Origin of the sequence: Deinococcus taeanensis, from assembly GCF_020229735.1 — a bacterium.
Taxonomy (GTDB): Bacteria; Deinococcota; Deinococci; order Deinococcales; family Deinococcaceae; genus Deinococcus; species Deinococcus taeanensis.
This window is the reverse complement of record NZ_CP083455.1, coordinates 1768804-1789698: the sequence shown is the minus strand read 5'-3', so window position 1 is coordinate 1789698 and position 20895 is coordinate 1768804. Positions and strand designations below refer to the sequence as shown.

The window sequence follows — 20895 nt, the reverse complement described above, 5'->3', positions numbered from 1 at the left end:
GTTTCGCCTCCTTGGGCGGATGAGGGTGGGGGAGGAGCCGGGAGGAGTGGGCACTGGGCCCCATTCCCGACGTGCTTACAGTGTAACCGAAAATCACTTTTTTGTAAACACTTTTGTTTCTTTAATCAGTGTTCAGGTCACAGATCGACCGGGTCTGGTGGCTCTCACAGATGGCCCGTCAGACGATAAAAACCGCTCCGGGACGTTTGTCTCAGGACTCACCGGGTGCTCATTCGTTCGGAGGGAGGAACAGAAAAGGGGCTGGCGTTGACCAGCCCCTTGCGTCCCGACAGACCTTAGAGTTCGTCCTCGCGGCGGATCGGGAAGGCGCTGATCACACTGTCACGCTCGGCAATGTTGATCACCTTCACGCCCTGAGCGTTCCGGCCCGTTACGCGGACCTCCTCCACACGCGTGCGGATGACGGTGCCCTTCTCCGTCAGCACCATCAGTTCCTCGTTTCCAGCCACGCGCGCCAGCGTCACGAGCTTCCCGGTCTTCTCCGTCACGTCCAGCGTGATGACACCCATACCGCCGCGCCCCTTGGCGGGGTAATCGCCCACAGGCGTGCGCTTGCCCAGCCCGCACTCACTGACCGCCAGCAGTTCGCTGTCCACGTCACTGCCGGGCACCAGTGCCATGCTGACCACCGCGTCGTCCTCACCATCACGCAGACGGATACCGATCACGCCCTGGGTGGCGCGGCCCGTGTCACGCACCTCACTGCTCTCAAAACGCATGGCCTTGCCGTTGCGCGTGGCCAGCACCACGTGATCACCGTCCAGCACCAGACCAACGCTGATCAGCTCGTCACCGGGCTGCAGGTTGATGGCGATCAGACCTGCGGACGTGATGTTCCCGTAGTCCGTGATCAGGGTCTTCTTCACGATGCCCTTGCGGGTCGCGAAGATGAAGCACCCCTCCTCATCGAAGCCCCTCACGCTCAGCACCGAGGCGACGTTCTCCTCCTCACGCAGGCCGGGCAGCAGGTTGCGGATGTGCGTGCCCTTCGCGTCACGGCCGGCTTCGGGCAGGTCGTAGATCTTCTCGTGGAAGACGCGGCCCTGGTCGGTGAAGAACAGCAGGTAGTCATGGGTGGAGCCCACGAACACGCGGGTATTCACGTCCTCCTCGCGCAGCTTGCCGCCGCTCGCGCCGCGCCCGCCGCGGCTCTGCGCGCGGTAGGCGTCCAGCTTCGTGCGCTTGAGGTACCCGGCCTTGGTCATGGTGATCACCATGTCCTCCACCGCGATCAGGTCCTCCTTGCTGATGTCCTCTTCGAGCAGCGTGATGGTGCTGCGGCGCTCGTCGCCGTAGCTGTCACGCACGTGCCGGATTTCCTTCTTGATCTCGCGCCACAGCAGCTTCTCGTCACCCAGAATCGAGCGCAGGAACGTGATGGCCTTCTGCAGTTCGTCGTATTCGCCCTGCAGTTTCTCGCGCTCCAGGCCCACGAGGCGCTGCAGACGCATATCCAGGATGGCCTGGGACTGCACCTCGGTCAGGCCGAAGCGCGCCATGAGCGAGTCACGTGCCTCGGCGCCCGTGTTGCTCGCGCGGATCAGGCTGATGACCTCGTCGATGTGATCGAGCGCCTTGAGCAGGCCTTCCAGGATGTGGGCCCGTTCCATCGCCTTGTCAAGCTCGTACTGCGTGCGCCGTGTCACGACGTCCCGGCGGTGCTCCAGGAAGTAGCGCATGGTGTCGATCAGGGGCAGCACGCGCGGCTCGCCGTTCACGATGCTGAGGTTGATGACCGTGAAGGTGCCCTGCAGCTGCGTGTACTTGTACAGCTGGTTCAGGACCAGGGTGGGAATTGCTCCGCGTTTCAGGTCGATCACGATCCGGACCGGGTCCTTGCGGTCGGACTCGTCGCGCAACGCGGCGATGTCCGGAATCTTCCCGGCTTTGTACATGGCGCTGATCGTCTGGATCAGGTTGGTCTTGTTCACCTGGTACGGAATCTCGCTGATGATGATCTGTGTGCGGCCGTTCTTCTCGTCGATACGGGCCTTGCCGCGCACCTTCAGGCCGCCGTGACCGGTGGCGTAGGCCTCACGGATCCCGGCGCGGCTGATGCGTCCGCCCGTGGGGAAGTCCGGGCCCTGCACGTGGGTCATCATGTCGTCCAGGCCGATGGCCGGGTCGTCGATCAGGGCCAGCAGCCCGTTGCAGATCTCGGTGAGGTTGTGCGGCGGAATGTTCGTCGCCATGCCCACCGCGATTCCGGACGCCCCGTTGATCAGGAGGTTCGGCACTGCGCTGGGCAGCACGCTTGGTTCCTCGGTGGTTTCGTCGTAGTTGGGCTTCAGATCGACGGTTTTCTTCTCCAGGTCGGCGAGGACTTCCTCGGCGACCTTGGTCATGCGGGCTTCGGTGTAACGCATGGCGGCGGGCGGGTCACCGTCAATGGAACCGAAGTTTCCCTGGGGGTGCACCAGGGGGTAGCGCATGTTCCACCACTGGCCCAGGCGGACCATGGCGTCGTAGATGGACGAGTCGCCGTGCGGGTGGTACTTTTTCATGACCTCGCCGACCACCGAGGCACTTTTGGCGTGCTTCTGGTTGGCATACAGGCCTTCGAGCATCATGGCGTACATGATTCGGCGCTGCACGGGCTTCAGACCGTCGCGCACGTCGGGCAGCGCGCGGTCCACGATCACGTTCATGGCGTAGTTGATGAAGTTGGTCTTGACTTCACTGGTGATGTCAACGGGATAGATTCCAGTCATGTGGCTCCAGTCGTGTGGCTGCGGCGGCGCTGCTCTGCCGCCCCAGTCCGGAATGTCGAGGCCCGGCCGTTCCGGGAATGCATTGATTCTACCACAGAATTATGTCTAAAGCGTAATAGAATCGGATTCCTCAATGCCCCTATTATAGCCCGAAACCCCGCACCACACCGAACACCGGCGCCCCCCGGACCCCCTCCAGACTGCCCCCGCCGGAGACAGCAGCCAGTCAGCCGGACCTGCCGGGCCGCACCCCCCCAGACGCCCCCGGTACCCCCGACCCTGGCGCGGCATATCATGACCCCACATGCTTGACCAACTCACGCAACTCGTGAAGGACGTCGACGGCGCCTGGGCCGCCGCCATTGGCGGACTGGACGGCCTGCTCATCGAAGGCCACGCGACCCTGGACGCCGACCTCAGCCTCCTGATCGCCGAACACGCCGGCCTGTACCGCGTTACTCAGACCGTGTACACCGACACCCTCCAGGGCGGGCAGCCCCGTGAACTGTACCTGCGTGGCGAACGCCTCAGCGTCTACCTGCACCCCATCAAGAGCGACTACTTCCTGCTGCTCGCCGTCGACGGCCGCGGCAACCTCGGCCAGGCCCGACTGTACGGCCGCGATACCGCCCGCAAACTGGAGGCCCAGCTGTGATCCTCGACCCCCTGCGCACCCTGCCCGGCGTGATCGCTGCCGCCGTCGTCGGCCCGGACGGCCTCGCCCTCGAATCCCACGGTGACGGCGGCGACGGCATGGCAGCCGAACTGGCCGCGCTACGCACCCAGCTTGACCGCACGGGCCGCCGCCTCGGCGCCGGCGAGGTCACCCGCATCGCCTTCACCAGCGAACGGGTCGAAGTCGTGGCCGTCACCACCGGCGACTTCATCCTGGGCGCCGCCATGACCCGCGGCACCGACACCCGCACCGCCCAGCAGACCCTCGCCCGCGTCGCCCTGGACCTCAACCTGCCCCGCCCGGAAACCACATGATCGACAGCCTCCTGGAAGTGCGCGGCGTGCGACACACCGCCCTGGTCGACCTGGACGGCCGCGTGATCGCCAAGGCCGGCCTGCACGAAGCCAATCTCCCCGCCGAACTCACCCTGATCGCCGCCGGCCGCGCCGTGATCGGCAGCCTGCAAAGCAATCTGAACACCGGTGACTGGCAGGAACTCCTGCTGGACGTCGACGGCGGCCCGGTTCTCCTCACCCCGCACGGCAACCAGATTCTCCTGACCGCCTTCGACGACGTCAGCAGCCTGGGCCGCATCCGTTTCGCCGTGCGCCGCCTCCTCGGCACCGCGTAACCCCGTCCGCGCACCCGGAACCCGCCCCGGCCCCCACCGGGGCGGATGCCATTTCTCCCCCCACACACGCGCTAGCGTGAAGGCATGAGAGACCGCCCCCGCCGCCTGCGCCGCACACCTGCCCTGCGCGCCCTGACCCGCGAAGTGCAGCTGCACCCCACCCAGTTCATTCATCCCATCTTCGTGCACGAATGCAGTGACGTCACCCCGATCAGCACCATGCCCGGCGTGCACCGCCACTCCATCGACAGCGCCGTGCAGCAGGCCGCGCTCGCCCTGAGCCTGGGTATTCCCAGCGTCATCCTGTTCGGCATCCCCGATCACAAGGACGCCCTGGGCACGGAGGCGTACGCCGACGAAGGCGTCATCCAGCGGGCGACTCGCGCCATCAAGGCGGCCGTGCCGGGCATCACCGTGATTGCCGACACCTGCCTGTGCGAATACACCGACCACGGCCACTGCGGCCCCCTGTGCGAAGTCCCCGGCCTCAGCGGCCCGGACGCCTGGACCGTCGACAACGACGCCAGCCTGAACCTGCTGGCACAGACCGCCGTCTCGCAGGCCCGCGCGGGCGCCGACGTGATCGCCCCCAGCGCCATGATGGACGGTCAGGTCGCCGCCATCCGCACCGCCCTGGACGAAGCCGGCTTCACGCACGTGCCCATCATGAGTTACGCCGTGAAATACGCCAGCGCCTACTACGGTCCGTTCCGCGACGCAGCCGGCAGCACCCCCAGCGTCGGCAACCGCGCCACCTACCAGATGGATCCCGCCGGCGGCTACCGCGAGGCGCTGCGCGAAGCGCGCCTGGACGCCGAACAGGGCGCTGACACCCTGATGGTCAAACCCGCACTGGCGTACCTGGACGTCCTGAACCTCCTGAAACGCGAATTCGACCTGCCGGTCGTGGCGTACAACGTCAGCGGCGAATACGCCCTGATCAAGGCCGCCGCGCAGGCCGGGTTCATGGACGAACGCCGGACCGTCCTGGAAACCCTGACCGGCATGCGCCGCGCCGGGGCGGACGCAATCATCACCTACCACGCCCTGGACGCCGCCCGCTGGCTCCAGGCGTCCGGAGACCTGTGACGCCGCGCCGCGACAGGAGCCCAGCGTGACCGGCGTCACGAACCCTATCCGGGTGGACTGGATCCCCACCGGGCTGTGGCCGGGCCGGCTGGGCCTGACGTTCGCCCCCGGCAAGAAAGGCGCCAGCGTGTACCAGCCGGGCCTTACCCACGACCGCAGCGTGACCGACGACATCCGGACGCTCGCGCAGCAGGGCGTGAATGTCCTCGCCCCGCTGATTGAGGACTTCGAGTTCAGCCTCCTCGGCATGGACGGTTATCACGACGCTGCCGACGCGAATGCCCTGGCCGTGGCGCCCTACCCCATTCCTGACGGTCAGGCTCCACGCAACCTGCAGGATTTCACGGCGTACATCGATGAGCTCATGACGGCCCTGCTGGACGGCCGGAGTGTCGTGGTGCACTGCCGGGGCGGCCTGGGCCGCGCAGGCCTGACCGCCGCGTGCCTGCTCGTCCAGGGGGGCCTGAATGCACAGCAGGCCATCGACCTCGTGCGGGAGACCCGCAGCCCCCACGCCATCGAGACGACCGAGCAGGAACAGTTCATCATCGCCTTTGCCCGGTAATCCCCGTGGGCTGCAGCCCGGTTCATGGCAGCCTCAACCTGAGGACAGGCGCCTGGCAAGACAGCCGGCCCTGAGCGTCAACTCCGCGCGGCCGGTCGAGGCGTCTGTGGGGCTGACCCCGAAAGGCAGGCGGCCGGCGGCCCTGACCGGTGGCCCGTGCTGCGTGCCGCCCCTCCTCACGGCCACGACCAGAAGCTTTACGCTGCCCCCGCCCGCGCTCTGAGCCGCTCAGCTCTGCGGTTCAGTCCAGACCTGGGCAGGTCAGGCGAGCAGGCTGACTGCCCGGTGCCGGACCGACCGGACCCGCAGCGTCAGGCGGTCATCGGGGCTCGCGGTGGGCCGCGCCACCTCCCTTAACTGGTAGGTGGGGTCCCCCTCGAGATCCAGGGTGCGCAGGATGGCCGCGAGATTCAGCAGGATCAGGCCCTCCGCCATGCCGCTGCCGGCACACACGTGCGTGCCCACCCCGTATGGGGCGAACACCCCCGGGCGCCGGTGCTCCATGCGGCCCGGCGCGAACCGGTCCGGGTCGAAGTGTGCCGGGTCCGGGTAGCAGTCCGGCAGGCCGTGAGGCACGGTCGTGGCAATGATCACCTGCCGACCGGCAGGGATGGTGTAGCCCGCGAACGTCACGTCCTGCGTCAGCGTGCGCGTGAGGGCCGGGGCTATCGGGTGCAGGCGCAGGCACTCCAGCACGAACCGGTGCAGATGCGGCAGATCCGCCAGTACGTCCGGATGGGGCGGGCCGTCCGCGAAGACCCGGTCGGCTTCCGCCATGAGGTCCACGGCGTATTCGGGGTGGCGCCCCAGGCGGTACAGCACGAACGCGAGGGTGTTCGCGGCGGTGTCCATCCCGGCCACGAACGCCCCGATGGCTGCCATTCTCACGTCCAGGTCCGACCAGAACGCTGGATCCGCTGCCTGCGCGGCCAGCAGGTCGTCGATGAGGTCAGGGGCGCGTCCGGCCGTTTCAGGAGTGTGGCGGCGGTGCTCGTCGATCAGGTCCTCCACCATACGCAGGGAACGGGTGCGGGCGCGGCGGAACGCCGGCAGGTGCTCGGCCAGGGCGGGGCGCTGCTGCGTGACGCGCACCATCAGGGTCGTCTGCACGAAGGTCAGCAGGTCAGGCAGGAAGGGGCGGGCGGTGCCGTTCACCACCACACGCGCCAGTTGTTCCGTAATGACTGCTTTGCAGAACGCGGCGACCGGCAGCGCGTCACCGGCACGCAGCGCGCTGAGGTCCTCGGCCACGACGGCCAGGGCCGGGCGCAGCCGCTCCAGCAGGTAGGAGCGGGTGTACGTGCGGGCCTCCACCCGGCGGAACGCGCGGTGCTCCTCGCCATCCACGCTGATCAGGGAGCGGTTCACGCCAAACGCCTGGTCGTTGGGCTGCCACGCTTCCCTGGACCGGAACACGCGGTGCCCTTCTTTCATGGCGAACACGTTCGCATCCGGTCCGGCCAGCACCGTGATGGTGCGCCCCAGACCCGTCACATGGAACACCGGGCCGTGCGTTTCGTGGCAGCGGGTCAGGAATGTCCGCAACCGGTGCGGCCACAGCTGCGTGAGGCTGCCCAGCACGGGCGGGCCGGGCACGCTGGGAATGACCCGCGGGGCGGGGGAGAGAGGAACGGCGCCGGTCATGCGTCACGATACCCTGCGCCCCCGCTACGGGAGGACAACACGGCCCCGCCGGTGAGGGCGGGGCCGCAGGGAGAACTGAGATTCAGGACTGGGCGTACATCACGGCGCGTTTGACTTCCTCGATCAGCTGCGTGATCGGGATGTCGCGCGGGCACGCTTCAGTGCAGTTGTACGCCGTGCGGCAGCGCCACACGCCGGTGTTCTGGTTCATGATCGCCAGACGCTGGTGGGTGGCCTCGTCACGGCTGTCGAAGATGAACCGGTGCGCCTGCACGATCGCCGCCGGCCCAAGGTAGGAGCCGTTCACCCAGAAGATCGGGCAGGAGGTGGTGCAGCACGCGCACAGAATGCAGTTGCTCGAGTGGGCCATGCGCTCGGCATGCTCCTCGGACTGGATGCGTTCCGCGGCGGGCGCCGGAGACTCGTTGATGAAGTACGGCATGATCGCCTTGTACGAGTCGAAGAACGGATCCATGTCGACCAGCAGGTCCTTTTCGACCTTCAGGCCCCGGATGGGTTCCACGGTGATGGTCCCGCCGTTTTTCGCCACGTCCCGCACCAGTGTCTTGCACGCCAGGCGGTTGCGGCCGTTGATGAGCATGGCGTCACTGCCGCAGATGCCGTGCATGCACGAGCGGCGGAACGTGAGGCTGGGCTCCAGGTACCACTTGATGTGGTTGATGACGTCCAGCACGCGGTCGCCCGGCTGGGCTTCCACGTCGTACGTGCTCCAGTGGGCTTTCTTGTCCTTTTCAGGATCGAAGCGCAGGACTTTGACTTTCAGTTGCAGCATGGGCACGCTCGCGCTGACGGGCGCGCTGCTGGCTTGTGCATGGGTCTGGGTCATTGGGGTTCCTTCCAGAGGCCGGGAGAACCCCGGCCCGGGTACGGACGTCAGTACACGCGGGGTTTGGGCTCAAAGGCCCGCGTGAACCCCTTGAGGGCCACGGGTTTGTACCCGATGATGACGTCGTTGTCGTTGTTGAGGTTCTTGTACGCCATGGTGTGCTTCAGCCAGTTGGTGTCGTCCCGCTCGGTGTAATCCTCGCGGTCGTGCGCGCCGCGCGACTCCGTGCGGTTCAGGGCGCTGGCCGTCATGGCCTCGGCGCAGTCAAGCATGAAGCCCAGTTCCATCGCCTCGATCAGTTCACTGTTGTAGCGGCGGCTCGGATCGGACACCGTGACGTTCTGGTAGCGGGCTTTCAGTTCCTTGAGCACCTCAACCTGCGCGGCCATATCCTTGCCGTTGCGGAAGATCCCGACGTTGTTCATCATGGATTCCTGCAGTTCCTTGCGGATCAGCGCGGCATTCTCCTTGCCGCTGCCGCTGCGCAGCCGCTCGAACAGATCCTGACTTTCACGCTCGGCCCCTTCGGTCATTTCGGGGTACTCCGCCTGACGGGCGTACTTCGCTGCAGCAATCCCGGCCCGGCGGCCGAACACCACGAGGTCCCCGAGGCTGTTCGTGCCCAGGCGGTTGGCCCCGTGCAGGCTCACGCAGGCCTGCTCACCGGCCGCGTACAGACCCTCCACGGTGCCGCCGGACCCGTCGCTGAGGCACAGGCCGTCGAGGTTCGTGGGAATGCCGCCCATCGCGTAGTGCGCGGTCGGCTGGATCGGCACGAGGTCCTTGACCGGGTCCATGCCCAGGTACGTGCGGGCCAGGTCCGTGATCTCGGCGAGCTTGCCTTCGATCACCTCGCGCGGCAGGTGCGTCAGGTCGATGTTCACGGCGTCCTTGTCGCGGCCCACCCCGCGGCCCTCACGGATCTCGGTGATGATCGAGCGCGACACGATGTCACGCGGCGCGAGGTCCTTGATGGTAGGTGCGTAACGCTCCATGAACCGCTCGCCACTGTCGTTGCGCAGAATCCCGCCCTCACCACGGATGCCTTCCGTGACCAGGATGCCCAGCTTCGCCAGACCCGTCGGGTGGAACTGGTAGAACTCCATGTCCTCCAGCGGCAGGCCCTTGCGGTAGTAGATGCTCATCAGGTCGCCTGTGAGCGTCAGGGCGTTACTGGTGATCTTGAAGATGCGCCCGTACCCGCCGGCCGCGAGAATGACAGCTTTCGCGTGGAAGGTGTGCAACTCCCCGGTCGCGAGGTGGTACGCCACCAGCCCCCGGCAGCGGCCATCCTCGATCAGCAGGTCCGTGACGTGGAACTCGTTGAAGAACGTCGTGCCGGCTTTCACGTTCTGCTGGTACAGCGTCTGCAGAATCATGTGCCCGGTGCGGTCCTTCGCGTAACAGGAGCGCTCCACGGCCGCCTTCCCGAAATCCCGGGTGTGGCCGCCGAACTTGCGCTGCGCGATCTTGCCTTCCGGCGTGCGGGAGAACGGCAGGCCCATGTGCTCCAGCTCGTACACGGCGTCGATGATGTCCTTGGCGAACACCTCCGCGGCGTCCTGGTCAGTCAGGTAGTCGCCGCCCTTGACCGTGTCGAACATGTGCCATTCCCAGTGGTCTTCCTGCACGTTCCCCAGCGCCGCGCCAATCCCGCCCTGCGCCGCGCCCGTGTGGGAACGCGTGGGGTACAGCTTGCTGATGCAGGCCACGCTCACGTTGCCTTTCGCGGCGTACAGCGCGGCCATCAGGCCGGCGCCGCCCGCCCCCACCACCAGAACGTCATAACGATGATGCATAGTCAGTGTCTTCCTTTACCACCCGCCGCGCGGCGGGGGAGAACCAAGAATGTCAGCGGCTCAGATCGCGAACAGGCCCACGGTCCCGAACGCGAACAGCAGGGCCACCACCGTGTAGAAGATGCCCTTCACCCACGCCCGGTTCGGGCGGGACCGCACGTAATCCTCGATGGAGTACCGCGCGCCGTTCGCGCCGTGCAGCAGCGACAGCGAGAGAATCAGCCAGTCGTAGAACTTCCAGGCGGGATTCGCGAGTTTGTTCACCACCGCGTCGAAGGTGGCGTCCGATTCGCTCACCTGGATGAACGTCATGTACACGTGCCCCAGGATCAGGAACATCAGAATCAGCCCGCTGACGCGCATGAAGATCCACCAGTTCAGTTCGGCGTTGTTGTGCGACTGCTGCCGCGCGTCCGTAAACGTCCGTGCACGGATCATCAGTAGCCCCCCACCAGGCGCGGGTACAGCGACACCGCCGACCCCACGAACGCCAGCACGCTGAGCAGCAGTACCACGTACCACATCTGACGCTGGTACGCCACGCCGGCCCCCGTGAAGTCCATCACGATAATGCGCAGACCATTGAACGAGTGGTACACCACGCCCGCCACCACGAACAGCAGCCCCACACGGAACGGCCACAGGTCATACCGCTCGTGAATCGTCATGTAGAAGCGCTCCCCGAAAATGAACGACCCGATGCTGAACACGTGCAGCAGCAGGTAAGCCAGAATCGCCAGCCCCGACAGGCGGTGAAGCAGGAACGCCCACTGCCCCTCTCTTCCTCGGTACATCCAATCCTCCTCGACGTCTCAGCCCCGTCTCGCCTACACACTAGGGCGAACGTTATGCCGTGTGGGTGACCATTCACACCACGCTTTCAGACCGTCCAAGAATAACACCCCCCCACCCAAAGACAGTGACACCCGGCCGACAGCGCGGAACGCCCGAATGTCACCGCTGTCACCCCGTGAGGGGCAGGCGCCCCGCGCGCTACCCTGAACACCATGACCACCCCCCCGCCCAAGGACCCGGCCGTCGAGGCCGAATTCACCCGCAAAATGGTGCTGGGCCTGCTCAGCACCCTGGAACAGAAAGGCCTGCTGAGCCGGGAAGAAGTGGACGGCATCATCCGCGCCGCCCGTCACGCTGCCACCCCGCCCGCCCCGCGCCGCCCCGGTGCGCCCGCAGGTCCCGGCACCCGCTGGGTCAAGCCCGGCCAGCCGCACGAACCGCTGGACCGCACCACCCCCGTCGCCATCCCCGACGTCAAACGCCAGGCCGACGCCCTCCCTGAGGAAGAGGTCATGCCGGTCATAGATATCGACCTGCAGTGAGGCTGCCTGAGCGCGGCCCCGTGGTGCTACACCACGGCCGCCGTGTGAACCCACACCCGGCTGAACCACTTGCGTCCGGGTCAACTGGACTGTGCTAGATCCCCAGGTGAAACCTTGTGTTACGAACAGTCCAGGCAAGGAGCCCACCTGACGTACCGGTGGGCTCCTTTACCCTATGACGCGGCCAGGCGCGCTGCCCCATCATCCGGCGGAGTGCTTCGATTTCATCCATTCAGGCCGCCGTACCCCAGCAGCTGTGCCGGGACAAGTGGTATCCCCGCTCCTTGAACCCCTGCTGTAACCCTGCGCAATCAGGTTGCCCAGGTACTCTGGGTTGCGCCTTGAGCTGTCGCAGCGACCCCGCTAAGCCCCATTGGTCAATTTCCACCAGCAGGTCAATCGGCCTACTAGGCAAGGGGGCCGGCGCGGAGGCGGCTGACTGGCCCAGTCCTAAGTCGTCACGTTCGACCCTGCCCGCTGATCCTCGGGCTCCGGGCAGCGTCAAATGCACCGGCGTGACAGAGGGGGCCGTTATGCCGTCCTGGCCCACCACTCTACGGGTACCAGGTTCACGGACCGGCGTTCTGCCGCATTGCTCGGTCTCTTTGCGTAGAGGACGCGGCGCAACGAAAAAGGGGTGGCTGACCCGCCACCCCCCTTCCGCCACCCGGTGTTACGGGTTTACCTTCACCCGGAAGCATACCCGGCCATACTGACCATTACTCAACGTGCCCGGCAGCGTAAAGGACAGGCCCGCGGAGCCCACTGCCCCGGCCGGAAGGACCTGACTGCTCCCGCCGTTCAGCGTGTACGTCCCGGAGCCCGCCAGGGTGGCCGTGTTGGCCGGGACCAGATCCGTGATGGTGAAGTTCGCGGCGGTCACGGCGCCGTAGTTCCGGAAGTCGATGCAGTACTCCACAACATCCCCAGGGGCGGTCGGTACCATGGCGTTTCCAGCCGTGCCGTCACTGCGGGAATACGCGCCACCTGTGGGGAGGCTCTTCGTGACGTTGCGCATCACCTTGATCAGCTCCACGTAGGCCATGCGCGTGGTGCCACTGCTGCTGTTATTCCCGCTGGCAGGGTCAAACGTGTCCGTACTGACCGTTGCCGTGTTCTGAACGCTCGTGGTACCAGCCTTGACCGCAGGAGCGTCCGGTGCTTTCACAAGCACGGTGTAGGTCCGGGTGGCGCCGCTCATCAGGGACGCGTGAGTCCAGCTGAGGGTGCCGCTGCTGTTGGAGAAGGTGCCCGCCTGACCATTGGGGGTCACCGACCACGACTGGTAGGTCACGCTGCTGGGCAGGACGTCCGTGATGACCACGTTCGCGGCGGCGGAGGGGCCAGCGTTCGACACAACCAGCGTGTACGTCACCGTTCCGCCAGGCAGGACGGTACTCGTGGCTGTCTTCGTGATACTCACGTCGGCGCCGCCAACCGTCACACTCACGCTGGAGGTGTCGTCTTCCCCGTTGGTCGTGCCGTTGCCGGGAATGGAGTTCGGGTCGAACGTGTTCGGCGTGGTCTTCACCTGAGCGCTGTTGCTCACGACGCCGTCGGCCGTCATCTTGACTTTGATGGTCGCGGTGACGGTCGTGTTCGCCGTGATAGTGCTGGGTGACCAGGTGCACACCACCGGGCTGCTCGAGGTCACGCACGTGACGGCCGAATCAGCGCTGACTAACTGCGCGCTGCCGGGCAGGATGTCCTCCACGGTGACCCCGGCTGCGGCGCCAGGGCCGGTGTTCGTCAGAGTCAGGGTGTAAGTGACGTTGGAGTTCAGCGGAGCGGAGCTCACACTCGCGGTCTTGCTGAGGCTCAGGTTGGCGTTTGTCACGGTATCCGTATTGGAGACCGCCGTACCGGTCGCACCGCCGCCTGTGACAGACGCTGTGTTCACAATGTTGGTGGTGATGCCGGTCGGGACATTCACATTGAGCGTCAGAGTCGTGCTGCCGTTCACGGCGAGCGGCGCCCCTGAGTACGTGCAGGTGAGGCTGGTGGTCCCGGTGCACGTCCAGCCCGCGCCGCTCGCAGTCGCCAATGTCAGGCCGGCTGGGAGAGTGTCAGTGAGGGTAAGGGTGCCGCTGCTGATGAGGTTCCCGGTGTTTGTAACTGTAAGTGTGTACGTGCCGCCGGTGGCGCCTGCCGCGTAGTTGCCGACGCGGAAGGTTCCGTGGGTCTTGGTCACCCCGAAAGCAGTCACGCCATTTTGAACGGTGACGCTACTGGCCGGCGTTGTGGACAGGCCAGTCGTGGCGGTGGCTGTGTTGGTGTACCGGCCGAGATTGGTGGGCACAGTAGCGGTGTAGGTAATGGTGAGCACGCCGCCGCTGGGAATGAAGAAGGATGTGAGGGGCGTCCCCAGAAAGGTGACGGTGCCGGTGGAGCCGGGGCTGGGCAGACTGTTCGGGGTGGTGATCACGCCGGTTGTGCCCGTGATCGTCGTGCTATTCAGCGTGACGTTGGCGGGCGCGGTGGGCAGCACGTCCGTTACCTTGTCAAGGTAGGCCCCGAACTGCGTACTGGTATTCGTAACCTTCACGGTGTACGTCACGGTGCCGCCAGCTGGGAGCTGGGTCGGTGTCACGGTCTTGGCGATGGAGAAGGCGTTTGTTGCGCCTGGGAAGCTGATGGTGAAGCCTGCGGCCTTGTAGTTGCCAGTGTACTTGACGTTGGTGTTCCCGCTTGTTGAGGAAGCGAAGGCATTAGCTATTGTGGTTGTATTGGCACATTTGTACATGAACCAGTAGCGCACTGAAACCAGGTTGCCGCCCTGAGGAGCGCTCTGTCGATCTGCGTTGGTCGATCCTGCTTTGAAGTAGATCAAGTCGGTGCTGTTGACCGGAATGGCATTCACCGCTGAGGCGGTGACCTGAGACTTTACCAGTTGCAGACAGTCGGCCCTAAATTCTGGATTCCCCGCCGGCTGGAGGCTGAACTCGTCGGAGGGGGAAGTGCCACCGAAGGAATAGGAAGCGTCATAGACGATGAGCTGCCCCACGATGGCGCCGGCGCCTAACAGGCTGCTGCTGAGCTGACCGCCGGCGTTGGCACTGATACTGTTGTAGGTGCTGACCGTTGTTGAGCTTGAAACGGTGCTGGTGGGCGTCCCGGTAATCGGGTCCGGGTCGGCAACGGTCACGGTGAGGGAGGCCGTGCTTATCCCAGCGGATCCGCTATAGCAAGGATAGGTGATGAACCAGTACAGCGTTCTCGAACTCCCTGCTGCCAGGGTGCCGATGTACTGCTCGGCGGCTTGGTTGCCGGCAAGGCCAAAGCTGGGCTCGGCAGTGTTGATGGTTCCGGTCCCTGCCGGGCCGGCTGTGATACCCAAGGTGGCCTTGAGGTTGATTAAAGTTCCACCTGAGGTGTTCGTGATTTTGAATGCCTGATAGGCCGCCTTGGGGGTGCTGTAGGTAAGGTCTGTGTTTTTGGTACAGGAGTTATTGCTGTCTGAGACGAGGTGGGTATCCGAGACCAGCGTGATGCTCACCGCACCGGCGTTGAGTGCTGCTGCCGGCCCACTCAAACCCAGCAGGCCCAAAATGGCCGTCAGTAGGCCGAGCAGGCGCGCCAGCCATCTGCGGTGAAGCAGGGTCGGGGTCAGGCGAGGCAGGGTGATTGGCACGGTCATCGCGCACCTCCTGTGTGTTCGTCAAGGATGAGGTCGAGGCGCAGGTACGCGCCCTGCTTGGTGTAGGTGCTGCCGAGGCCCTGGAAGCCGGTGGGGTTGTAGCCCAGGGTGGCCCAGGTGCCGGGCAGGAGGCGCACGGAGCCTTCCACGCCGGCGCCGTACAGGGTGGTGTCTGTGGCGGGTTGGATCAGGGCGCGGGCGGTGAGGCCCAGGCCGATCCGGTCGGTGACGTAGACGGTGGCGCCCAGGGTGGGCTGCCAGGTGAAGCTGGCGGGGTCGTTCAGGGTTTCTCGCAGGGCGACGCCGCCGCGTGCAGCCCAGGTGGGCTGGTGGTACTCGCCGGTGAGTTCACCGGTGAGCAGGCCGCCGCTGGGTCCCAGGCTGCCGCTTTGGTAGCGGAGGTACCCAAGGGCGTTCAGGGAGCCGGAGCGGTACGCGGCGGAGACGCTGGCGCGCGTGCCGGGGGTGGCGCCCAGTTCGGTCAGGGCGTCGGCGCTGAGGGTCAGTTCGGGGCTGAGCGTGCCGGTAATGCCGGCGCGCAGCACGGTTTTGAAGGTGCCGGCGTGGCGGGCGATGTCAGCGCCAACCATACCGGTGAGGCCGGGGCGGGCGTAGCGGAGGCTGGTGCCGACGCTGAATTCGCCGCTGCTGGCGCGCAGGTCGTACAGGTACGCGCCGTTCAGGCCGAGCGTGACGTTGCGGGCGACATTCAGGGTAGTGTCCGCGCCGAAGCGGGCGCGGTTGCCCTGGCCGCTTGCGGTGGGCAGGTCGTACGACGCGGTGAGGTTCGCTCCGCCGAGTTTCGCGTTGAGGCCGAAACTCGCACGCTGCCCGGCGGACCAGTCGATGGTGTCGGTGACGCGCGCAGTGACGTTCGGGGCGATCTCGGCGCTGGCGCTGACATGCGTGGTCGTGCCGCTGCCCGTGAGGGTCTGCGTGTGGGTGACGTCCACCCGGTATGGCGCGGCCTGGTACGACGCGCTGACGATGCCGGCCGTGCCTGCGTGTGTGCCGTAACCGGCGCGGGCGCCCACCCCGAAGGACCAGGGGGCGGCGGCGTAGCGCAGCAGGCCCGTGAGGTCGGCGCCGTTTCCTTCAGGCGTGCTGGTGAGTGTGGCGGTGCTCTGGGCGGTCCAGGAGCCGCCCAGGCTGGCCTGGACGCTGCCGGTGACGTTGAGTCCTTCGTTGAAGGCGTTCAGGCCGGCATACGTAGCCTGACGGTACCGCAGGCCGAAGCTGGCCTGACCGCTGGTGAAGGCGTGGCTGACGTTCACGCTGGCCTGAACGCCGCCGGACGCGGCGATCTGGGCGGTGAGGGTGTTGGTGCTGTCGGCATGGGTGGTTTTCACGCCATAGGTGGTGTGACCGTCGAGGTGCACGATGGCGGCGGCCACCTGGGTGTCGCCGTCGCGCGTGCCGACTTCGGCGCCCCAGGCGGGCGTGCGCTGGTGGGTGGGATCGGCGAGGCGGTAGGACGCGATGAGGGTGACGTCATTCAGGGCGTCGTCCACGGCGGTAAGGGGCCGGGCGAGTTCAATGGTGCCGAGGGCCGGGTCGATGACGTAATCCTCAAAGCGGGTGAGCGTCACGCGGTGCAGTTCCTGTCCTGTCGTGCGGTCGCGGGTCACGACCTCCAGTGTTTCGGAGTCGGGGCTGATGGGGCCGCGCGTGAGGCGCAGCAGACGCGTGCCGTTGGGCGTCAGGAGGTCCTGGGTCCGGCCGTCCGGAACGAGGGCGCCGAAGGCGGCGGCGTACGTGTCGCCGCGCGTCCGGGCGGACAGAGCGGTGAACTGCTCGCCCAGGCCAAACACCGTGATGGGCAGCGCGGCGGCGCGGTACTGGGCGCTGAACTCCGGGTGTTCGTAGCGGAACGCGACCGGGTCGATGCCCTGTAGCGGAATCGTTTCGGTGCTGGCGTCCCCGTATGCACCGTACCGGTCGTTCGGGTTCACGCTGCTGGGCAGGCCGCGCGAGGCGACGCTGGCGTACAGTTTCCCGCGGCCCTGCATGCCCTCGTAGTACCCGCTGGCCGTCCAGGCGCTGACGCCGAAGGGACTGGCGCCCAGCGTGACGGACGCGTGGCCGATGCCGACGGTCGTGTCGCGCGGGGTGATGTCGAAGGTGAAGCGCTGCACGGTCCGGCCGACGAGGACGTCGAGGTGCCAGGTGCGGGGGGTGGCCTGCGCGGGCAGTTCGAGAATCGCCTCGCCGCCGTGCAGGGCCACCTGCTGGCTGCCGGTGGTGGCGCTGGCGTCGGCGGTGAGGGTCTGAATGTCGGACTGAATGGTGAGGGTCTCCTGGTCGGTGGTGAGGCCGCTGTCGTCAAGCACGCGGAGTTTCACCCGGACGGGGGTCGCGCCGTCTGCCTGAAGTTGCAGGGGCAGCACCTCGACGCGCGCGGCGGGGCCGACCATGCGCACCCTGATGGTGTCGGTGCCGTGCCCGATGACGTTCGTGCCCGTGTGAATGCGCACGCCGTAGTAGGTGACCCGTTCGGTGCCGGTGGCGGTGTCCATGTCGCGTGTGCCGGCATTCGATTCGGGCACGACCTCACCGTTCACCGTGAGGGGTGCGGCGGCGCCCCGAGGGTTCACGACCGTGACAGTAATGGCGTCGCGGTCCCGGATGACGCTGTCTGTAGGGGGGAAGGTGATGCTGCCGGGGTTGGCGGCCGGCGAGCCCGGCAGTGGCGCGGCCAGGGCCAGGTCGGCGCGGTCCAGGGTGCCGATCAGCGTGACATTCTGGCCGTTCACGCGGCCGCCGAGCGCAGCGGCCGGCAGCTGAGCCAGCGGCGCAGCGTGCGTCACGCGGTAGGTGAGGGTGCCGCTGGGGCCAGCTGGGAGGACCCAGTACAGCGTGCCGCTGGCCCCGGCAACCGGGTCGGGAATGGGATGGCCGTTCACGGCGCTGCTGCCGGGCACGTAGGCGGCGCCGGTGGGGAGGGCCTGGGCGATCAGCAGGTCGCTGGCCTGGGTGGGCGCCTGGTAGGGGAGAGTAAGGGTGGATGCCCTGGCGTCCGTGCCGGTGGTGGGCGTGGCCTGTGCGGCCCCTGTGCCCCCCGCAGGAAGGGGCGGCAGGGTCTGCGCGGCGGCGTGCGTGAGCATGGTCGCCATGAGCAGCATCAGCGTGCGGTTCATGGGGTCCTCCAGTGAACGGTTGGATCGGTGACGGCGGGGGTGCCAGGGACAGTGAAGCGGTAGGTGACGTGGGTGGTCCCGGCATTCAATGCGGTGACATCCAGGGTGCTCGTGCCTTCGGTGAGGGTGGCGCCGGTGGGCAGGGGGTCAGTGAGCGTGAAGGCGGCGAGGTCCACCTGGGTGGTGAGGGTCAGGGAGACGGCGTAGCTTCCGTCGGGGTTGGCCGTCACGTGCTTGTCCACGGTGAGGGGGCCCTGCGTGAGGCGTGTGTCGCGGGTGGCGCCGAGCGTCGCAGTCAGCGGGGTGAGGGGGAAGTCGGCGCTGGTCAGGCCGCTCACGACCACGAGTCTGGAGCCGTTCAGGCCGCCGTCCTGCGGGACGCTCAGCGGCGTGTAAGGCACGCTGTTCGGGTCGAGGCGCAGCGCGACGGGTCCTTCGAGGCGCGCGACGTGGTACAGGCCGGTGGCGTCCGTCACCACTGTCCGGCCGGTGGAGAGCACGATGCGGGCGTTGCCGACGGGCTGGTCCGTGCCGGGCTCGTAGCGGCGGTTGAGGTTCCGGTCGACGAACACGCGGCCGATCAGGTCGCCGTACACGTCGAAGACGGTTGCCTGGATTTTGGTGTGGGCCGTGGCGGTGTTGGCGTTGACGATAACGCTGCCCAGGTTCAGGCCCTGGGCCTGTGCGGTCACGGTGTTCACCAGGTCGGCCGGAGCGCCCGGCAGGACGCGCGTGTCGAAGGTGATCGTCACCTGCTGCCCGGCAGCGAGTTCCGGCACCGCCCAGACGAGCGCTCCGTTCTGCACGGCAGGATCGGGAACGCTTTGCCCGGCGATGCGGGACGTGCCGGGCACGTACTCCAGCGTGGCGGGCAGGGCGTCCATGACCGTGAGGTTCACCATGCTGGCGGTCGCAGAGGTGTTCTTTGCGGTGAGCGTGTAGGTGAGTCGCCCGCCGACCGTGACCTGCTGGGGCTGCGCGGTCTTCTGCATGAACAGCGCCGCGCTCCACACCGGGCTGCTCGTGCAGGGCGACGTGACCGCCTGCGGGTGCTGGTCGCTGGTGAAGGTGAAGCAGTTCGTGATGGCCTGGTCGTCCGGGGCGGTGGTTGCCACGCGGGCCGTGACGGTGTACGACACGGTTTCGGCGGGCGCGAGCGTGCCCGCGTGCCAGGTGAGGGTGGGGCCGTCGACGCTGGGTGTGCCGGTGGCGCTGGCCAGCGCGAGGCTCGCGGTGAGGGTGTCGGTGACCGTCACGTTCGTCAGCGGGAACGGGTACGGGTTGGTGACGCTGAGGGTGAAGGTCAGGGTGTGCCCGGTCGACACGGTGCCGGTTGGCGTGACGGTCTTGGACAGGGTGGGGCCCTGGTCGAGGATGCCGCTGATCACGTCCACAGTCTGGTTGGGTTCCGCGCCTGCGCTGGAGGACGCCGTGAGGGTGAGGGTGACCTGGCCGGCGCTGCGGGGCGTGACGCAGACCTGCACGTTCACGCTCTGCCCGGCCGTCAGGGTCAGCGGTTGCTGCAGGGCGGTGCCCTGGGCGTTCAGCAGGGTGATGTCTGCCAGACCGCCGGCAACCGTGGGCGTCAGCGAGACGAGGTCACTGACATTCCCGGAATTGAGCAGGGTGTGCGTGAAACAGACGAGTTGACCGGTCACCACGCCCTGACGGCGCTGGGTGTCCTGCTCACTGAGCTCCGGCGCGCCGGGGTTCCCGACCGGGCCCAGCGCGAGGGCCGGGGCAGCCGCGACGTTGAGTGTGGCGGTTGCGTCTGCGGCGGCGCCGGTGGGGGTGTGCAGGTCCGGCGAGACAGGAGTCAGCGTCGCGGTGTTGGTGCGCAGGCCGGGAGCAGCCGTGGCGGCGGCGCGCAGGCGGAACGTCAGTCGGCTGCTGCCGTGGGCGGGCACCCCCTGCGGAAGCGTCCAGCGCAGCCCGGTCACGGCGTTTCCGGGCGTGTCGGTCCAGGTTGTGCCGTCGCTGGTGTAGGTGAGGCGGCCACCGGGCACGTTGACACTGCCCGGCTCAAAGCTGAGACTGGAGAGCGCCTGCGTGCCCAGCAGGTCCTCGATGACCACCGCGTCGGAGGTGATGTCGCCAGTGTTGGCAACGTCAAGGGTCACGGTGTTCGCCGCGCCGGGCTGCAACGCGGCGGGCGTCATGCTCTTCGTGAACAGCAGGTGCGCTTCGCCGGTGACTTTCAGGTGAACCACGTTGTCCGCGTCAGGGATTCCCTCCGCGCAGGCGGTCACCGGCGCAAAGTCTGCCTCCCCGATCATCGCGGCCGTTGCGGCCACGATCATCAGGACGTTCACGGTCCTGTCCTGCGCGAGCGTCAGGCTGCTGATCTCAGGCTCACCGCTGTCCAGCGCCCGGTTGCCGTTGAGGTCCTGGAAGAACTTCACACTGCTGGCAGCCGGGGTCACGCCGGACACCGGCTGCCACGACAGCGGAAAGGTGAAGGTGTCGTTCCCGGCGTTCGTAACGGTTGCCCAGTACGTCGCGGTGTCCCCCACCCGAACCGTCTGGGTCTGGGCGGGAGAGGTGACGCTGCCGTTCGGAAGCAGCGACACACTGCAGACAGACGCCACCGTGGACTGCACGGCGTTAGACACGCTGTGCAGCGTGCCGTCGGCCGGGTCGTCGGTGCGGACCGTGCCCGTCGCCTGGTTCTGGATGATGGTGCCAGCGGGCGTAAGGGTCGCGGCGCTGGCGCCCGCCATCAGTGGAAGCAACGTGAGCAGGGCGGTGAGGAGTGGTGAACGGTGCACGAAGCCTCCTGGGGCAGACAGGCCGCGGAGCGA

At 66.9% G+C, this 20895-nt stretch carries 15 protein-coding genes; 6 read left to right on the top strand and 9 right to left on the bottom strand.

Annotated elements, in window-relative coordinates; translation table 11 throughout:
- Nucleotides 1–296 precede the first annotated feature (296 nt).
- A complete protein-coding gene (gyrA, locus tag LAJ19_RS08565) occupies nt 297–2732 on the bottom strand; it encodes a DNA gyrase subunit A (RefSeq protein WP_225475349.1) in 2436 nt (811 codons plus the stop codon).
- A gap of 304 nt (nt 2733–3036) precedes the next feature.
- Between gyrA and LAJ19_RS08560 the strand changes: the two genes are divergently transcribed.
- The 5 genes from LAJ19_RS08560 (at nt 3037) to LAJ19_RS08540 (ending at nt 5693) form a co-directional block, all read left to right on the top strand.
- Nucleotides 3037–3387, top strand: a complete 351-nt coding sequence (locus LAJ19_RS08560) for a roadblock/LC7 domain-containing protein (protein WP_225475348.1) — start codon at nt 3037–3039, stop codon at nt 3385–3387.
- Nucleotides 3384–3722 (top strand): roadblock/LC7 domain-containing protein, encoded by a 339-nt coding sequence (locus LAJ19_RS08555; RefSeq protein WP_225475347.1) that lies wholly within the window; start codon nt 3384–3386, stop codon nt 3720–3722. Before LAJ19_RS08560 ends, LAJ19_RS08555 begins: the two co-directional genes overlap by 4 nt.
- On the top strand, nt 3719–4039 hold the full coding sequence (locus tag LAJ19_RS08550; RefSeq protein ID WP_225475346.1) for a roadblock/LC7 domain-containing protein: 321 nt from the start codon (nt 3719–3721) through the stop codon (nt 4037–4039). Before LAJ19_RS08555 ends, LAJ19_RS08550 begins: the two co-directional genes overlap by 4 nt.
- Before the next feature lie 84 nt (nt 4040–4123).
- Nucleotides 4124–5128: a porphobilinogen synthase gene (gene hemB, locus LAJ19_RS08545; protein ID WP_225475345.1), complete on the top strand. Its 1005-nt coding sequence runs from the start codon at nt 4124–4126 to the stop codon at nt 5126–5128.
- Between the two features lie 25 nt (nt 5129–5153).
- A complete protein-coding gene (locus tag LAJ19_RS08540) occupies nt 5154–5693 on the top strand; it encodes a cyclin-dependent kinase inhibitor 3 family protein (protein WP_225475344.1) in 540 nt (179 codons plus the stop codon).
- Between the two features lie 261 nt (nt 5694–5954).
- Here the strand turns inward: LAJ19_RS08540 and LAJ19_RS08535 are convergent, their stop codons facing one another.
- From LAJ19_RS08535 to sdhC, 5 genes are all read right to left on the bottom strand, one after another.
- Nucleotides 5955–7337 (bottom strand): cytochrome P450, encoded by a 1383-nt coding sequence (locus tag LAJ19_RS08535; RefSeq protein ID WP_225475343.1) that lies wholly within the window; start codon nt 7335–7337, stop codon nt 5955–5957.
- An 82-nt stretch (nt 7338–7419) separates the two neighbouring features.
- On the bottom strand, nt 7420–8184 hold the full coding sequence (locus LAJ19_RS08530; RefSeq protein ID WP_225475342.1) for a succinate dehydrogenase iron-sulfur subunit: 765 nt from the start codon (nt 8182–8184) through the stop codon (nt 7420–7422).
- 47 nt (nt 8185–8231) lie between these two features.
- A complete protein-coding gene (sdhA, locus tag LAJ19_RS08525; protein WP_225475341.1) occupies nt 8232–9983 on the bottom strand; it encodes a succinate dehydrogenase flavoprotein subunit in 1752 nt (583 codons plus the stop codon).
- Nucleotides 9984–10043: 60 nt separating this feature from the next.
- Nucleotides 10044–10421, bottom strand: coding sequence for a succinate dehydrogenase hydrophobic membrane anchor subunit (locus LAJ19_RS08520; RefSeq protein ID WP_225475340.1), 378 nt, complete (start codon nt 10419–10421; stop codon nt 10044–10046).
- Nucleotides 10421–10777, bottom strand: coding sequence for a succinate dehydrogenase, cytochrome b556 subunit (gene sdhC / locus LAJ19_RS08515; RefSeq protein ID WP_225475339.1), 357 nt, complete (start codon nt 10775–10777; stop codon nt 10421–10423). The genes LAJ19_RS08520 and sdhC overlap by 1 nt, the downstream gene beginning before the upstream one ends.
- Nucleotides 10778–10990: 213 nt before the next feature.
- Between sdhC and LAJ19_RS08510 the strand changes: the two genes are divergently transcribed.
- Nucleotides 10991–11320, top strand: a complete 330-nt coding sequence (locus tag LAJ19_RS08510; protein WP_225475338.1) for a hypothetical protein — start codon at nt 10991–10993, stop codon at nt 11318–11320.
- A 673-nt stretch (nt 11321–11993) separates the two neighbouring features.
- Here LAJ19_RS08510 and LAJ19_RS08505 read toward each other — a convergent pair.
- Genes LAJ19_RS08505 through LAJ19_RS08495 form a run of 3 tightly spaced genes read right to left on the bottom strand, consistent with a single transcriptional unit; the run spans nt 11994 to nt 20862 of the window.
- Entirely contained in the window at nt 11994–14957 is a 2964-nt protein-coding gene (locus LAJ19_RS08505) for a DUF11 domain-containing protein (RefSeq protein ID WP_225475337.1), read from the bottom strand.
- Nucleotides 14954–18094, bottom strand: coding sequence for a TonB-dependent receptor (locus tag LAJ19_RS08500; protein ID WP_225475336.1), 3141 nt, complete (start codon nt 18092–18094; stop codon nt 14954–14956). The genes LAJ19_RS08505 and LAJ19_RS08500 overlap by 4 nt, the downstream gene beginning before the upstream one ends.
- The gene (locus tag LAJ19_RS08495) at nt 18091–20862 is read right to left on the bottom strand and encodes a DUF7927 domain-containing protein (protein ID WP_225475335.1); all 2772 of its coding nucleotides are present in this window, start codon (nt 20860–20862) and stop codon (nt 18091–18093) included. The genes LAJ19_RS08500 and LAJ19_RS08495 overlap by 4 nt, the downstream gene beginning before the upstream one ends.
- Nucleotides 20863–20895 lie beyond the last annotated feature (33 nt).

Bases quoted from the DNA above. Each gene is read 5' to 3' on its own strand.
- gyrA (WP_225475349.1), bottom strand. From the start codon at position 2,732: ATGACTGGAATCTATCCCGTTGACATCACCAGTGAAGTCAAGACCAAC.
- LAJ19_RS08560 (WP_225475348.1), top strand. From the start codon at position 3,037: ATGCTTGACCAACTCACGCAACTCGTGAAGGACGTCGACGGCGCCTGG.
- LAJ19_RS08550 (WP_225475346.1), top strand. From the start codon at position 3,719: ATGATCGACAGCCTCCTGGAAGTGCGCGGCGTGCGACACACCGCCCTG.
- hemB (WP_225475345.1), top strand. From the start codon at position 4,124: ATGAGAGACCGCCCCCGCCGCCTGCGCCGCACACCTGCCCTGCGCGCC.
- LAJ19_RS08535 (WP_225475343.1), bottom strand. From the start codon at position 7,337: ATGACCGGCGCCGTTCCTCTCTCCCCCGCCCCGCGGGTCATTCCCAGC.
- LAJ19_RS08530 (WP_225475342.1), bottom strand. From the start codon at position 8,184: ATGACCCAGACCCATGCACAAGCCAGCAGCGCGCCCGTCAGCGCGAGC.
- sdhA (WP_225475341.1), bottom strand. From the start codon at position 9,983: ATGCATCATCGTTATGACGTTCTGGTGGTGGGGGCGGGCGGCGCCGGC.
- LAJ19_RS08520 (WP_225475340.1), bottom strand. From the start codon at position 10,421: ATGATCCGTGCACGGACGTTTACGGACGCGCGGCAGCAGTCGCACAAC.
- sdhC (WP_225475339.1), bottom strand. From the start codon at position 10,777: ATGTACCGAGGAAGAGAGGGGCAGTGGGCGTTCCTGCTTCACCGCCTG.
- LAJ19_RS08510 (WP_225475338.1), top strand. From the start codon at position 10,991: ATGACCACCCCCCCGCCCAAGGACCCGGCCGTCGAGGCCGAATTCACC.
- LAJ19_RS08505 (WP_225475337.1), bottom strand. From the start codon at position 14,957: ATGACCGTGCCAATCACCCTGCCTCGCCTGACCCCGACCCTGCTTCAC.
- LAJ19_RS08500 (WP_225475336.1), bottom strand. From the start codon at position 18,094: ATGAACCGCACGCTGATGCTGCTCATGGCGACCATGCTCACGCACGCC.